12 protein-coding genes and 1 other annotated feature are annotated in these 14268 nt (G+C 38.7%); of the genes, 10 read left to right on the forward strand and 2 right to left on the reverse strand.

Going from position 1 to position 14268, the window contains the following annotated elements; translation table 11 throughout:
- The first annotated feature begins 217 nt into the window (after nt 1-217).
- The 10 genes from BAMA_RS09885 to BAMA_RS09930 all read left to right on the forward strand — a co-directional run bounded on the left by BAMA_RS09885 (nt 218) and on the right by BAMA_RS09930 (nt 12234).
- On the forward strand, nt 218-1111 hold the full coding sequence (locus tag BAMA_RS09885) for a cation diffusion facilitator family transporter (RefSeq protein ID WP_034638672.1): 894 nt from the start codon (nt 218-220) through the stop codon (nt 1109-1111).
- Nucleotides 1112-1175: 64 nt separating this feature from the next.
- A complete protein-coding gene (gene recJ, locus BAMA_RS09890) occupies nt 1176-3503 on the forward strand; it encodes a single-stranded-DNA-specific exonuclease RecJ (protein WP_034638673.1) in 2328 nt (775 codons plus the stop codon).
- 61 nt (nt 3504-3564) lie between these two features.
- Nucleotides 3565-4077 carry an adenine phosphoribosyltransferase gene (locus tag BAMA_RS09895; RefSeq protein WP_034638674.1) on the forward strand — a complete coding sequence of 171 codons (513 nt, stop codon included), beginning with the start codon at nt 3565-3567 and terminating at the stop codon, nt 4075-4077.
- Nucleotides 4078-4448: 371 nt separating this feature from the next.
- The gene (locus tag BAMA_RS09900; RefSeq protein WP_034638675.1) at nt 4449-6632 is read left to right on the forward strand and encodes a RelA/SpoT family protein; all 2184 of its coding nucleotides are present in this window, start codon (nt 4449-4451) and stop codon (nt 6630-6632) included.
- Nucleotides 6633-6645: 13 nt separating this feature from the next.
- Nucleotides 6646-7086, forward strand: coding sequence for a D-aminoacyl-tRNA deacylase (gene dtd, locus BAMA_RS09905; protein WP_034638677.1), 441 nt, complete (start codon nt 6646-6648; stop codon nt 7084-7086).
- Nucleotides 7087-7286: 200 nt separating this feature from the next.
- Nucleotides 7287-7469 carry a hypothetical protein gene (locus BAMA_RS24505; protein ID WP_157405983.1) on the forward strand — a complete coding sequence of 61 codons (183 nt, stop codon included), beginning with the start codon at nt 7287-7289 and terminating at the stop codon, nt 7467-7469.
- Between the two features lie 68 nt (nt 7470-7537).
- Nucleotides 7538-7768, forward strand: a binding site (T-box leader).
- A 66-nt stretch (nt 7769-7834) separates the two neighbouring features.
- Complete coding sequence (gene hisS / locus BAMA_RS09915) at nt 7835-9106, forward strand: histidine--tRNA ligase (protein WP_034638680.1); 1272 nt, start codon at nt 7835-7837, stop codon at nt 9104-9106.
- A gap of 12 nt (nt 9107-9118) precedes the next feature.
- The gene (gene aspS / locus BAMA_RS09920) at nt 9119-10894 is read left to right on the forward strand and encodes an aspartate--tRNA ligase (protein ID WP_034638681.1); all 1776 of its coding nucleotides are present in this window, start codon (nt 9119-9121) and stop codon (nt 10892-10894) included.
- A 183-nt stretch (nt 10895-11077) separates the two neighbouring features.
- Nucleotides 11078-11848 carry a tRNA threonylcarbamoyladenosine dehydratase gene (locus BAMA_RS09925; RefSeq protein ID WP_034638682.1) on the forward strand — a complete coding sequence of 257 codons (771 nt, stop codon included), beginning with the start codon at nt 11078-11080 and terminating at the stop codon, nt 11846-11848.
- Nucleotides 11849-11979: 131 nt separating this feature from the next.
- Nucleotides 11980-12234: a hypothetical protein gene (locus BAMA_RS09930; protein WP_034638684.1), complete on the forward strand. Its 255-nt coding sequence runs from the start codon at nt 11980-11982 to the stop codon at nt 12232-12234.
- A gap of 40 nt (nt 12235-12274) precedes the next feature.
- Here the strand turns inward: BAMA_RS09930 and BAMA_RS09935 are convergent, their stop codons facing one another.
- Both BAMA_RS09935 and BAMA_RS09940 read right to left on the reverse strand, forming a co-directional pair.
- Nucleotides 12275-12913, reverse strand: a complete 639-nt coding sequence (locus tag BAMA_RS09935; protein ID WP_034638685.1) for an RsfA family transcriptional regulator — start codon at nt 12911-12913, stop codon at nt 12275-12277.
- A 38-nt stretch (nt 12914-12951) separates the two neighbouring features.
- Nucleotides 12952-14238, reverse strand: a complete 1287-nt coding sequence (locus BAMA_RS09940; protein WP_034638687.1) for a replication-associated recombination protein A — start codon at nt 14236-14238, stop codon at nt 12952-12954.
- Nucleotides 14239-14268: the final 30 nt, after the last annotated feature.

The raw sequence follows: 14268 nt of genomic DNA on the forward strand, positions 1-14268 counted from the left end.
AAACAGATAGCGACATACAATGAAAAAGATGATGTCTCATTTGAGGCATCTCTTTTTTTGTTTTATGGGTAAAATAAAGGAACGTATTGCTTTTGGGAATCGGTATGAACGGGCAGTGTGCTTCTTCATAGGAGGAAGGAAGTGTATATGGAGAAGGTGAGCTGTAATATGTGTATTTTGCATATGTTATATATTCAGGAGGGAAAGAAATTCGGATATGGAAAAAGATGAACGTTTTAAGCAGGCAGAGTTTGGGGCGATGGTTGGAATCGTTGGGAATATCATACTCGCAATCGTAAAAGCAGTTGTTGGATATATCGGAAATAGTAAAGCGTTAATGGCTGACGCTGTCCACTCAGGGTCGGACGTGATTGGTTCACTTGCTGTTTGGTTTGGATTGAAAGCAGCAAAACAGCCACCTGATGAGGATCATCCATATGGACATGGAAAAGCGGAAACGATTTCAGCGATTATTGTGGCGGTTTTATTGGCAATTGTTGGACTTGAAATTGCAATTTCGTCCATAAAGGCTTTCACAGAAGTATTGGAAGCTCCCAGTTTCATTACTATTGCTGCTGTTATTCTCTCAATTGTTGTAAAAGAAGGGATGTTTCAGTATAAATATCGACTAGGAAAAAAAGTGAATAGTGACGCGATTATTGCAAATGCATACGAACACCGATCAGATGTATTTTCATCTATTGCGGCTTTAATTGGAATTTCTGCCGCAATTATTGGAGAAAAGATAGGGATTGATTGGCTTGTATATGCAGATCCGGTTGCCGGTTTGTTCGTATCACTGTTTGTTATTAAAATGGCATGGGATATTGGAAAAGAAGCGGTTCATATGAGTCTTGATCATGTTCTTCATGAAGAAGATATTATTCCAATGAGAGAAGCAGTTCTACAAGTTGATGGTGTAAAGAAAATTGGTGCATTATATGCAAGAGAACACGGTCATTACGTCATTGTTGATATTAAAGTGTCTGTTGATCCATACATTACAGTAGAGGAAGGACATAGTATTGGAAAGCGAGTAAAAGAAGTATTAATGGAGCAAGATAACGTTCAAAATGTTTTCGTCCATATTAATCCGTATTCTGCTGATTAATATAAACGCTGAATTGTCACCCCTGAACATGTCTAGTATAATGGACGAGTTGAGGGGTGATTTCGTGTTAAAAGCGAAGACGCGTTGGAAAGAAAAAGAACATAATGAATCTCAAGTGAACGAATTAGCAAATAAACTGCAATTAACGCCGCTTGTTACTTCATTATTTATAAGTAGAGGTCTTGATACAGAAGAGAAAATCACACAGTTTTTAAGTACAGATGGGCAAGAATTCCATGACCCATTTTTACTAGAAGGAATGGATAAAACAGTAGAACGAGTGCAAAGAGCGATTGCAAACGGTGAACAAATTTTAATATTTGGCGATTATGATGCAGACGGTGTAAGTAGTACAACGGTACTGTTTTTAGCATTGCAAGAGTTAGGGGCGGACGTCGAATTTTATATTCCAAACCGTTTTACGGAAGGATACGGTCCGAATGAAGAAGCATTTCGCTGGGCACATCGCGCAGGATTTTCACTTATTATTACAGTTGATACGGGAATTGCAGCTGTCCATGAAGCGCAGGTGGCAAAAGAACTTGGTATGGATTTAATTATTACCGATCATCATGAGCCACCACCAGAGTTGCCAGAAGCACTTGCAATTATTCATCCAAAGCTAGAGGGTGGTGTGTACCCGTTTCATTATTTAGCAGGTGTTGGTGTTGCGTTTAAAGTAGCGCACGCTTTGCTTGGCCGAGTGCCAGAGCATTTATTAGAAATTGCTGTTATCGGTACAGTTGCAGACTTAGTAGCACTTCACGGAGAAAATCGACTTCTCGTGCAGCGAGGGTTGAAGAAATTGCGAACAACAAAGAACATTGGTTTGCAGGCATTATTTAAAGTAGCAAAGCTTTCGCAAAGTGAAATTACAGAAGAAAGTGTTGGATTTTCAATCGGCCCGCGTATTAATGCAGTTGGCCGTTTAGAGGACGCTGCGCCAGCTGTACACTTATTGTTATCAGAAGATCCTGAGGAAGCAGCTGAGCTTGCACAGGAAATCGATGAGTTAAACAAATTGCGAAAAGATATTGTAAAACAAATTACAGAGGAAGCGATTGCTGAAGTAGAGACATACTATCCACCAGAAGAGAACAAAGTATTGGTGCTAGCAAAAGAAGGATGGAACCCTGGGGTTATCGGAATTGTTGCTTCTAAATTAGTAGAGCGTTTCTATCGCCCAACAATTGTGCTTTGTATTGATAAGGAAAAAGAAACAGCTAAAGGTTCGGCACGTAGTATTGAAGGATTCGATTTATATGCGAATTTATCAGATTGCCGTGACATTTTACCACACTTTGGTGGGCACCCGATGGCGGCTGGAATGACGCTTCATATGAACGATGTTGAACAGTTAAGAAATCGACTGAATGCGCAGGCAGATGCTGTATTGACGGAGGAAGACTTCACACCAATTACGACTGTAGATGTAGTTTGTAGAGTGGAAGATGTGACGTTATCTGCGATTGAAGAGATGCAAAAACTTGCTCCGTTTGGTGTTGGAAATCCGAAACCGCGTATTGCGGTAGAAGATGCTGAATTAGAAAGTATCCGAGCGATTGGTTCTGATGGCTCTCATTTGAAAATGACATTAAAAGATGAACACGCTACATTAGATACGATTGGATTTGGGTTCGGAGCATTGACGAAAGAAATTTCACCTGTTACTCGCGTTTCTGTGTTAGGAGAAGCGTCTATTAATGAGTGGAACAATTTTAGAAAACCACAGCTTATGATTCAAGATATCGCTGTGAAAGCATGGCAATTATTTGATTGGCGCAGTATGAGAAATGTTGAAACAAATCTTGCTGAGTTGCCTCGTGAGAAATTAACAATTGTTTATTTTACAGAAGAAACGATGCGAAAATTCTCCTTAGATGAATATAAGGACTATATTGTCCATGCTTCTACTGTTACGACGTTAGAAGATCGCTACGTTGTGCTTCTTGATTTACCACAGTCTACAGAAGAATTACAAAAGATTTGTATGAACGGCTTCCCGTCTCGTATTTATACAGTCTTTTATCAAGAAAATAATCATTTGTTTAGTACGGTTCCAACGAGAGAACACTTTAAATGGTATTATTCTTTCTTGCACAAAAAAGCCCCATTTTCATTGAAGCAATACGGTGAACAGCTTTGCAGACATAAAGGCTGGTCAAAAGATACAGTAAATTTCATGACACAGGTGTTTTTTGAGCTAGAATTTGTTACAATAAAAGACGGTGTCATTTTTATGGCAAAAGAAATGCAAAAGCGTGATTTAACGGAATCGAACACATATCGTGAAAAAATAAACCAACTGCAGCTTGAAAAGGATTTAGTATATAGTACGTATCAACAGTTATATACTTGGTTTGAAACGATTCGTAATCATAAGGAAGTATAAACAGTTAGGGTAAAGGACTTGCTAGGAACAAGTCTTTGATTTATGAGGAGGATTCATAATTATGGATTTTAAACAGCACATTGCGATCGTACCTGATTATCCAAAAGAAGGTATCGTATTTAAAGACATCACACCATTAATGAATGATGGTAAAGCATACAAAGCGGCAACAGACGCAATTGTTGAATATGCAAAAGAAAGAGATATCGACCTTGTAGTAGGTCCAGAAGCTCGTGGTTTCATTATCGGATGCCCTGTCTCTTACGCATTAGAAGTAGGATTCGCTCCTGTACGTAAGTTAGGTAAATTACCACGTGAAGTAATTACAGTCGATTACGGTAAAGAGTACGGGAAAGATATTTTAACAATCCACAAAGATGCGATTAAACCAGGTCAACGCGTATTAATTACAGATGACTTATTAGCGACAGGTGGAACAATTGAAGCAACAATCAAGCTTGTAGAAGAACTTGGTGGTGTTGTTGCAGGTATCGCATTCTTAGTTGAGTTAACATACCTAGATGGTCGTGAAAAGTTAGACGATTATGATGTATTAGTATTAGAGAAATACTAATTAGGAAGAAAAGAAAAGCTTCTTTTTAGGAGTAGAAAGAGCACCTAGACATGCGTAGTAGCGGTCAGTGCCTTTTTGTGCCGCGTCCCATGTTTTTAAAGCAAAGGGATCAGTACAAAGTAGGTTTTAAGTTTTCTGTATAGCAATAAGGTAGCTATCAGAAAAGTGGAATACATGTATACAAAGAAGTACCCGTGAATCTTTTTGAGAGGAGCGGGTACTTTTATATCATTATAGAGTTAAATATAAAGAAAAATCTGTAAAGTCTTTTCCTTTTCACAATTCATAATCATTGCGTTATAATGATAGAATAAAATCATTCTAATTTAGTAAAGAAAAAAGAGGACTAATTTCATTTAAAAGGTGATTTGATGGCGAATGAACAAGTACTAACAGCTGAACAGGTACTGGAAAGAGCGGGACAATATTTAGCGGATAATGATATCGAGCTTGTGGCACGTGCATATGAATTTGCGCGCGATGCACATAGTGAGCAATACCGAAAATCAGGTGAGCCGTATATCATTCATCCTATTCAAGTAGCAGGTATTTTGGTTGATTTACAAATGGATCCATCTACTGTGTCAGCAGGCTTTTTGCATGATGTAGTAGAAGATACAGACGTTACATTAGAAGATATTGAACAGGCATTTAATAAAGAAATTGCAATGCTTGTTGATGGTGTCACAAAGCTTGGGAAAATTAAATATAAATCTCATGAACAGCAACAGGCTGAAAATCATCGCAAAATGTTCATTGCGATGGCACAAGACATTCGTGTTATTTTGATTAAATTAGCCGATCGTCTTCATAACATGCGTACGTTAAAGCATTTGCCGCAAGAAAAGCAGCGCCGAATTGCAAACGAAACGTTAGAAATTTTTGCGCCTCTTGCACATAGACTTGGGATTAATACGATTAAATGGGAACTAGAAGATACATCACTTCGATATTTAAATCCGCAGCAATATTATCGTATTGTAAATTTAATGAAGCGTAAGCGTGCAGAACGTGAAGAGTATTTAGAAGAAGTAATGGATGAAATTGGAGATAAGCTAAAGGAAGTAGCGATTCAACCAGAGATTTCAGGACGTCCAAAGCATATTTATAGCATTTACCGAAAAATGGCAATTCAAAATAAGCAATTTAATGAAATTTATGATTTATTAGCTGTACGTGTTGTAGTAAAAAGTATTAAAGATTGTTATGCAGTACTTGGAATTATTCATACATGCTGGAAGCCAATGCCGGGTAGATTTAAAGATTATATTGCGATGCCAAAAGCGAACTTATATCAGTCGCTTCATACGACGGTAATTGGACCAAAAGGCGATCCGCTTGAAGTACAAATTCGTACGACGGAAATGCATGAAGTTGCTGAAGTTGGTATTGCTGCACACTGGGCTTATAAAGAAGGAAAAGCAGCTGATACAAAGGGAACACTTGAGAAAAAGTTAACGTGGTTCCGTGAAATTTTAGAATGGCAAAATGAAGCGTCAAATGCAGAAGAATTTATGGAATCATTAAAGATTGATTTATTCTCTGATATGGTGTTTGTCTTTACACCAAAAGGCGATGTAATGGAATTGCCACTTGGCTCAGTTCCAATTGATTTTGCTTACCGTATTCACTCTGAAATTGGGAATAAAACAATTGGAGCGAAAGTAAACGGTAAGATGGTGACGCTTGATTATAAGTTGAAAACAGGTGACATCATTGAAATTTTAACATCGAAGCATTCATATGGCCCAAGCCAAGACTGGGTGAAACTTGCACAAACGTCTCATGCGAAAAATAAAATTCGTCAATTCTTTAAAAAGCAGCGCCGCGAGGAGAATATTGAAAAGGGCCGTGAGCTTGTTGAAAAAGAAATACGTGCAACGCAGTATGATATGAAAGAAATGTTAGCTCCTGATAACTTAAACCGTGTTGCTGAAAAATTCAACTTCGCCAATGAAGAAGACCTATTTGCGGCAGTTGGTTATAGCGGGATTACAGCTTCTCAAATTGTCACGCGTCTTAGTGATAAGTTCCGTAAACAAAAAGAGGAAGAAGATTTAACGGAAGTAAAAGAAGTTCGTAAGCCGATGAAAATTCGTAAATGGGATTCTGGCGTGAAAGTAAGCGGGGCAGATAATTTACTGATCCGTTTATCAAAATGTTGTAACCCAGTACCGGGCGACGATATTATCGGCTATATTACAAAGGGCCGTGGTGTATCGATTCATCGCCGTGATTGTGTAAACGTTCATACAGAAGAAGCGCTAGAGCGTTTACTAGAAGTAGAATGGGAAGGCAATTCAGAGAAAGAGATTGAATACAACGTTGATATTGAAATTACAGGTTATGATCGCCGTGGTTTATTAAATGAAGTGCTGCAAGCTGTTACAGAAACGAAGACATATATGTCAGCTGTATCAGGGCGAAGCGATCGCAATAAAATGGCGACGATTCATATGTCCATTTCAATTCGTAACTTACAACATTTAAAGAAAGTAGTAGAACGCATTAAACGTGTACCAGAAATTTATTCTGTACGTCGCATGATGCACTAAGGAGGAGTTTTGTATGAGAGTTGTACTGCAACGATCAAAAGAAGCCTCCGTCACAGTAGATGGTGAAGTAGTCGGACAAATTCCATTTGGCTTAACACTGTTAGTTGGAATTACACATGAAGATACAGAACAAGATGCAACATACGTTGCTGAAAAAGTTGCGAACTTACGCATTTTTGAAGATGAAAGCGGAAAAATGAATCAATCTGTACTTGATGTAGATGGACAAGTTCTTTCTATTTCACAATTTACATTGTACGGGGATTGCCGAAAAGGAAGACGTCCAAACTTTATGGGTGCCGCAAAACCAGACTATGCAGAAGGGCTATATGATTTTTTTAATGAAGCTCTTCGTAAGCAAGGTTTGCAAGTGGAAACAGGGAGATTTGGTGCAATGATGGACGTGCAGTTAATTAACGATGGTCCAGTCACTTTAATTGTAGAGAGTAAGTAACGGAAAAGAGAGCATGGAGATATGCTCTCTTTTTTTGTTTGTAGTATTTTGCATGAGATAAACAAAATTTACAAGCCATAATACGTCAAGTGACAGTACGAGTAAAAAGAATGTACAAGACAAAATCCATCCTTTTCGTATACATTCCTTAAAAAGATGGAACACTGGTGGTATGACAGTCAGCAAAGAATGAGAGGAAGATGGATATGCGCATGGGTGAAAAAGGACATTCTGCAACAAATGGTGCGAATCAACTTTTTAATGTAAACTTACATGAATTTGCAGCGAAAGAAAATGAAACAACATCGCTTGAGCTTGCTTCGGAATTTGGGATTTCGTTAAAAGATGTGAGAACGTTAAAGAAGCAACTTGGACGTTCTTAAGTCACTTGACAACATTTGTGAATGACCGTATAGTAGTAAATAAATTTGTTTTTTACATTTACATATGAACAAAACCGATGAAAAAGAAGAGTAAATAAGATCCATATGAAAAGAGAGGAAATGCCTCAGGCTGAAAGCATTTCTACATAATGACTTGTTGAATGACACTTTGGAGGTTTCACTTTGAAAGGCTTATTGGCTAAGTAGAAGTTGAACGCAATTTTGGCGTTATAACAAAAGTGGAAGCATACGTGCTTCAATTAGGGTGGCACCACGGGTATTATACTCTCGTCCCTACTGTTTATTCAGTAGAGATGGGAGTTTTTTATTTTTATTATTATTGAGAAAATGAGGAGGAACTGAATATGTCTATTCAAATCCCACGCGGAACACAAGATATTCTTCCTGGTACTGTAGAATTATGGCAGTATATCGAAGGACAGGCACGTGAAATTTGCCGTCGCTACAACTATAAAGAAATTCGCACACCAATTTTTGAGCATACAGAGTTATTTCTACGCGGTGTTGGTGATACAACAGATATCGTTCAAAAAGAAATGTATACATTTGAAGATCGCGGAGAGCGTAGTTTAACGCTTCGTCCTGAAGGTACAGCACCTGTTGTACGTTCTTATGTAGAGAATAAAATGTTTGGTGATGCAACGCAACCAACAAAGCTATACTACATTGGACAAATGTTCCGTTACGAACGCCCACAAGCAGGACGTTACCGTCAATTTGTACAGTTTGGTATTGAAGCAATCGGTAGTAATGACCCTGCAATTGATGCAGAAGTTATCGCACTTGCCGTCGAGTTCTATCGCGGTATGGGACTGAAAAATATTAAAGTTGTATTAAACAGTTTAGGTGATGCAGCAAGTCGTCAAGCACATCGTGATGCATTAATTGCACACTTTGAACCGCGCATTGGCGAGTTTTGCTCAGATTGTCAATCTCGTCTAGAGAAGAACCCACTTCGTATTTTAGACTGTAAAAAAGACCGTAACCATGAATTAATGGGAACAGCGCCATCTATTACAGAATATTTAAATGAAGAATCAAGTGCGTACTATGAAAAGGTACAAGAATTACTAACAATGATGGATATTCCATTTGAGAAAGATGCAAATCTTGTACGTGGTTTAGATTATTACCAGCACACTGTATTTGAAATCATGAGTGAAGCAGAAGGCTTTGGTGCAATTACAACGTTAAGTGGTGGTGGACGCTACAACGGTCTTGTCCAAGAAGTTGGTGGGCCAGAAATGCCAGGTATCGGTTTTGCGATGAGTATCGAACGCTTAATTATGGCATTAAAAGCTGAAAATATTACGTTACCGCTTACACAAGATATCGATTGTTATGTAGTCGCTCTTGGTGAGAAAGCAAAAGATCATGCAGCAAAAGTTGTTTTTGACCTTCGCAAAGCTGGTTTAGCTGTGGAGAAAGATTACTTAGATCGTAAAACGAAAGCGCAGTTTAAGTCTGCTGACCGTTTAAGTGCGAAATATGTAGCTGTACTTGGTGACAATGAGCTTGAAAGAGGCATCATTAATTTAAAAGACATGGCAACAGGAGAACAAGAAGAAGTTGCTTTAGATATCTTTGCTGCTTACGTGGCTGAGAAGTTAGTATAGGAGGAAGAACAAATGGCTGGAAGAACACATGAGTGTGGAAAAGTAACAGTAGAAGCAGTTGGTCAAACAGTTCAGTTAAAAGGCTGGGTACAAAAGCGCCGTGATTTAGGTGGATTAATTTTCATTGATTTACGTGACCGTACAGGTATCGTTCAAGTTGTATTTAACCCAGAAACATCAAAAGAAGCACTAGCAATCGCAGAAACAATTCGCAGTGAGTATGTCCTTCACGTAGAAGGTACAGTTGTTGAACGCGGTGCTGGTGCAGTAAACGAAAATATGGCAACGGGTGCAATTGAAGTACAAGCAACACACGTAGAAGTATTAAATGCAGCGAAAACAACGCCAATCATTATTGCTGATGATACGGATGCATCAGAAGATGTTCGTTTAAAATACCGCTATTTAGATCTTCGTCGTCCGGCGATGTACAACACGTTTAAAATGCGTCATGACGTAACAAAGACAATTCGTAACTTCTTAGATAGTGAAGATTTCTTAGAAGTAGAAACGCCAATTTTAACGAAGAGCACGCCAGAAGGCGCACGTGACTACTTAGTACCGAGCCGTGTGCATGATGGAGAGTTTTATGCACTTCCACAATCTCCGCAAATCTTTAAGCAATTGCTTATGGTTGGTGGATTTGAGCGTTATTACCAAGTAGCACGTTGTTTCCGTGATGAAGATTTACGTGCGGATCGTCAACCGGAATTTACACAAGTCGACATCGAAACATCATTCTTATCACAAGAAGAAATTTTAGAGATGATGGAACGCATGATGGTAAAAGTTATGAAAGAGGCGAAAGGTGTAGAAATCATCGCACCATTCCCGCGCATGACGTATGCTGATGCGATGGCTCGTTACGGTTCTGATAAGCCAGATACACGTTTTGCAATGGAATTAACAGACCTATCTGAATTTGCAGCTGGCTGTGGCTTTAAAGTATTTACAAGCGCTGTTGAAACAGGTGGACAAGTAAAAGCAATTAATGCAAAAGGTGCAGCGGCAAAATATTCTCGTAAAGATATCGATGCACTAACAGAGTTCGTCAAAGTATACGGAGCGAAAGGTTTAGCTTGGCTGAAAGTTGAAGAAGATGGCTTAAAAGGCCCAATCGCGAAGTTCTTTGGCGAAGAAGATGCAAGCCAGTTAATGAGCTTATTAGATGCAGCAGCAGGAGACTTGTTACTGTTTGTAGCAGATAAGAAGAGTGTTGTAGCAGATAGCTTAGGTGCACTTCGCATGCGCTTAGGAAAAGAGCTGGAGTTAATTGACGAAAGTAAATTCAACTTCTTATGGGTAACAGATTGGCCACTTCTTGAGTATGATGAAGATGCAGATCGCTATTTCGCAGCGCATCACCCATTCACAATGCCGTTCCGTGAAGATGTAGAGTTACTTGAAACAGCACCAGAAAAAGCACGTGCACAAGCATATGACTTAGTATTAAACGGCTATGAGCTTGGCGGTGGTTCTCTTCGTATTTACGAGCGTGACGTACAAGAAAAAATGTTCAAAGCACTTGGCTTCTCTGAAGAAGAAGCGAAAGAACAATTTGGCTTCTTACTAGAAGCATTCGAATACGGTACACCGCCACATGGTGGAATTGCATTAGGGTTAGACCGTCTTGTTATGTTATTAGCAGGCCGTACAAACCTTCGTGATACAATTGCATTCCCGAAAACAGCAAGCGCAAGCTGCTTATTAACGGAAGCGCCAAGCCCAGTTGCAACAGCACAGCTTGAAGAGTTAAACTTACAATTAAATGTAAAAGAAGAGAAGTAAGAATGGAACCTAGCTGGATATACTATATCCAGCTAGGTTTTTTGGAGTAAGTTTTAAAAGTTCGGTAAAGATAGCTGACTATTGAACGTGAATTTTAAAGATTATATAACTTTTTCTATACAAATAGTCGGAAAAGCATTAGAATACATGATAGACCATTTTTGTAATAGGAGTGTAGACCGCATGTTACATCAATTTTCTCGTAACGAATTAGCCTTTGGAAAAGAAGGGCTTGAAATATTAAAAAATACGACAGTTGGTATTTTAGGGATTGGCGGCGTAGGTTCTTTTTCTGCTGAAGCATTAGCGCGTTCTGGTGTTGGCCGTATTGTATTGGTTGATAAAGACGTTGTTGATATTACGAACGTAAATCGTCAAATTCACGCATTAGTTTCTACTGTTGGCCGTTCAAAAGTAGAGTTAATGAAAGAACGTATTGCAGATATTAACCCGGACTGTGAAGTTATTGCACTAGAAATGTTTTATACGGATGAAACATACGAAGAGTTCTTTAAGCACGGTTTAGATTTCGTTGTTGATGCATCTGATACAATTACATTTAAAATTCATTTAATGAAGCAGTGTTTACGAAGAAAGATTAAAATTATTTCTAGTATGGGTGCTGCAAATAAAATGGATCCAACTCGTTTCCGTATTGCCGATATTTCGAAAACACATACAGACCCAATCGCAAAAGTAATTCGTACAAAACTTCGTAAAGAAGGAATTAAAAAAGGAATTAAAGTTGTATTCTCTGACGAAAATCCAATCGTCATTCGTGAAGAAGTTCGTAAAGAAATCGTTCCAGATGAGAATGCAAAAATTCGTAAGGCGAAATTACCACCTTCCTCAAATGCGTTTGTACCATCTGTTGCTGGTTTAATTATGGCTAGCCACGTTGTGCGTGAGCGTCTAAAACATGTGGAAGTGAAGCGTGTAGGACAAGATAATTAAGAGAGAAAAGCTGCGGGGAGATCCGCAGCTTTTTTTCTGTTGTAAAATCTATGATTATGATATTCCAATTTTTGTTAAGTGGTAATACAATATTAATATACAGAAAATTAAGAAATAACGAGGTTAATTGGATGGAACAACTACATCCGGCGGTTGAGTTTGTTGGGATATGGGAAAATTCAAAAGGATGGCTCGTCAAATATAGTTGTAAAAGTGGAGGAACACATCGTTTAGCAGGAAATGAAAAAGCGTATTGCAAAGCTTGTCAAGTGATTGCAGAGCACTTACAAACAAAAGAAGAAGCGTTGAAGATTGCGAAAGAGGCAGCGGATAAACGTAACTTAAAAGTAAAAGAGTTAACGTGGATGTTTATTAATCCGTTTTAATATAAAAAGAGGCTCGTTTATAGTACGAGTCTCTTTTTTGTTAGTTTTCCGCTGTATACACAATATCTAAATTACCGTTCGCATCTGTTTGAAAAATCGGTGCCATGTCCTCGGTTGGCCGGTCCGGTATAACAAGCTTTTGAGCACGGTCCATTATGCGAATGAGTGTTGCATAATCTTCTTGAACAGCTTGTTGATTTTTCTGTAATTGTGCTAGTTCTTTCTCAAGTTCGTGGTTTTCCTTTTGTAATGTCTCAAGCTGGCCTCTTAATGTTTCATTTTCTTCTTGCAATGATCCGGTATGAGAAGGATTTTCTTCAAGCTGTTGCAAAAAGGAAATGACATGTTCCATCGTTAAAAGAGAAGCAGAGCGTTCTTTGGAAGATTTTGCGCTGCGTGCTTTTTGTTTCGGCATGCTTGCAAAATATTCTTTTTCTTTCTTTCCTTCTGCTCGTTTCCGCTCTTTGCGCTGTTTTTTTGAGATTTGTATCGCTTCTTCATAGTTTTGTCGTACTTCTGCATTCCAGCGAAAGCCGCAAGCGGCAGATGTTCGATTTAGTTTGTCACCAACTTCATCAAATGCCTTTAACTGTGTACTACCTTCGCGTATATGGCGTAAAACGGTTTCTGCTAGAAGTAAATCTTCTTCTGTCGTCCATGCATCTTGGCGCATTTTCATAAGCGAAACCTCCATAGTTCATTTCGTTTTCGCTTATATTACCCTTTTTGTTTACTTTTATACGATTGTTTTAATCTTTCATATATAGAGGCAAGTGCTTGTTCGAACTTTCCTGTTATCTTCGGTTTGTAGTATTGTTTATGTTTAATGGCATCAGGTAAGTATTGTTGCTCGACCCAGCCGTTTGGGTAATCGTGTGGATATAAGTAACCGATGCCTCTGCCGAGTGTTTCGGCTCCTTTATAATGATTATCTTTTAAATGATTTGGTACATCGCCTGTTCTTCCGCTTCTGACATCTTGAAGTGCTTCATCTAACGCCTTATAAGCTGAGTTTGATTTCGGTGATAAACATAATTCAATGACAGCATTTGCGAGTGGAATACGCGCTTCTGGAAAACCAACCCGTTCTGCAGATTCGATAGCGGCTAATGTACGTGGCCCGGCTTGTGGGTTTGCAAGTCCAATATCCTCATAGGCCATAATGAGTAGTCTTCTCCCGATGCTTTGCATATCACCAGCTTCAATTAAGCGTGCTAAATAATGAAGGGCAGCATTTACGTCGCTACCGCGGACAGATTTTTGAAAAGCTGATAATACGTCATAATGAGCATCGCCATCTTTATCATGTACAAAACTTTTCTTTTGCAAGCATTCTTCTGCAATTTCGAGAGTAATTTCTGTCGGTTTATCTATTGTAGAAAAGCTCGATAATACAGCAAGTTCTAATGCATTATAAGAAGACCGCATGTCGCCGCCTGAAGCGTGCGCAAAATGACGGAGCGCTTCTTCACTTACGATTACGTTATATTCACCTAATCCCTTTTCTTTATCTATTAAAGCGCGCTCTAAACCTTGTAAAATATGCTCTTCTGTTAATGGATGAAGTTCAAAAATTTGACAGCGGCTACGAATTGCAGAATTAATAGCATGAAACGGATTGCTTGTTGTTGCGCCAATTAAAGTAATGAGGCCACTTTCTAAATGAGGAAGAAGGAAGTCTTGTTTTCCTTTATCAAGCCGATGTACTTCATCTAAAATTAAGACGAGATGACGGTGCATTTTCGCTTCTTGAATGACAACCTCCATATCTTTTTTATTATGTGTAACAGCATTTAATAGACGGAATGGTGTGCCTGTGCTGCCTGCAATTGCGCTGGCAATAGATGTTTTACCTGTACCGGGAGGGCCATATAAAATCATAGATTGTAAATGATTTGCTTGAATCATACGCCATAAAATTTTTCCTTCTCCAACTAGGTGTTCTTGTCCAATAACTTCTGTAATGTTGGTTGGACGCATGCGGTGTGCAAGTGGTTGTTTCATATATTTCACCCCTCGTATAAAGTTCGTATA

This window comes from Bacillus manliponensis (genome assembly GCF_000712595.1).
Lineage (GTDB): Bacteria > Bacillota > Bacilli > Bacillales > Bacillaceae_G > Bacillus_A > Bacillus_A manliponensis.

Coding starts and splice junctions, on each gene's coding strand:
- aspS (WP_034638681.1), top strand. CDS start 9,119: ATGGCTGGAAGAACACATGAGTGTGGAAAAGTAACAGTAGAAGCAGTT.
- BAMA_RS09895 (WP_034638674.1), top strand. CDS start 3,565: ATGGATTTTAAACAGCACATTGCGATCGTACCTGATTATCCAAAAGAA.
- BAMA_RS09885 (WP_034638672.1), top strand. CDS start 218: ATGGAAAAAGATGAACGTTTTAAGCAGGCAGAGTTTGGGGCGATGGTT.
- BAMA_RS09925 (WP_034638682.1), top strand. CDS start 11,078: ATGTTACATCAATTTTCTCGTAACGAATTAGCCTTTGGAAAAGAAGGG.
- BAMA_RS09930 (WP_034638684.1), top strand. CDS start 11,980: ATGGAACAACTACATCCGGCGGTTGAGTTTGTTGGGATATGGGAAAAT.
- hisS (WP_034638680.1), top strand. CDS start 7,835: ATGTCTATTCAAATCCCACGCGGAACACAAGATATTCTTCCTGGTACT.
- dtd (WP_034638677.1), top strand. CDS start 6,646: ATGAGAGTTGTACTGCAACGATCAAAAGAAGCCTCCGTCACAGTAGAT.
- BAMA_RS09935 (WP_034638685.1), bottom strand. CDS start 12,913: ATGAAAATGCGCCAAGATGCATGGACGACAGAAGAAGATTTACTTCTA.
- BAMA_RS09900 (WP_034638675.1), top strand. CDS start 4,449: ATGGCGAATGAACAAGTACTAACAGCTGAACAGGTACTGGAAAGAGCG.
- BAMA_RS24505 (WP_157405983.1), top strand. CDS start 7,287: ATGGATATGCGCATGGGTGAAAAAGGACATTCTGCAACAAATGGTGCG.
- BAMA_RS09940 (WP_034638687.1), bottom strand. CDS start 14,238: ATGAAACAACCACTTGCACACCGCATGCGTCCAACCAACATTACAGAA.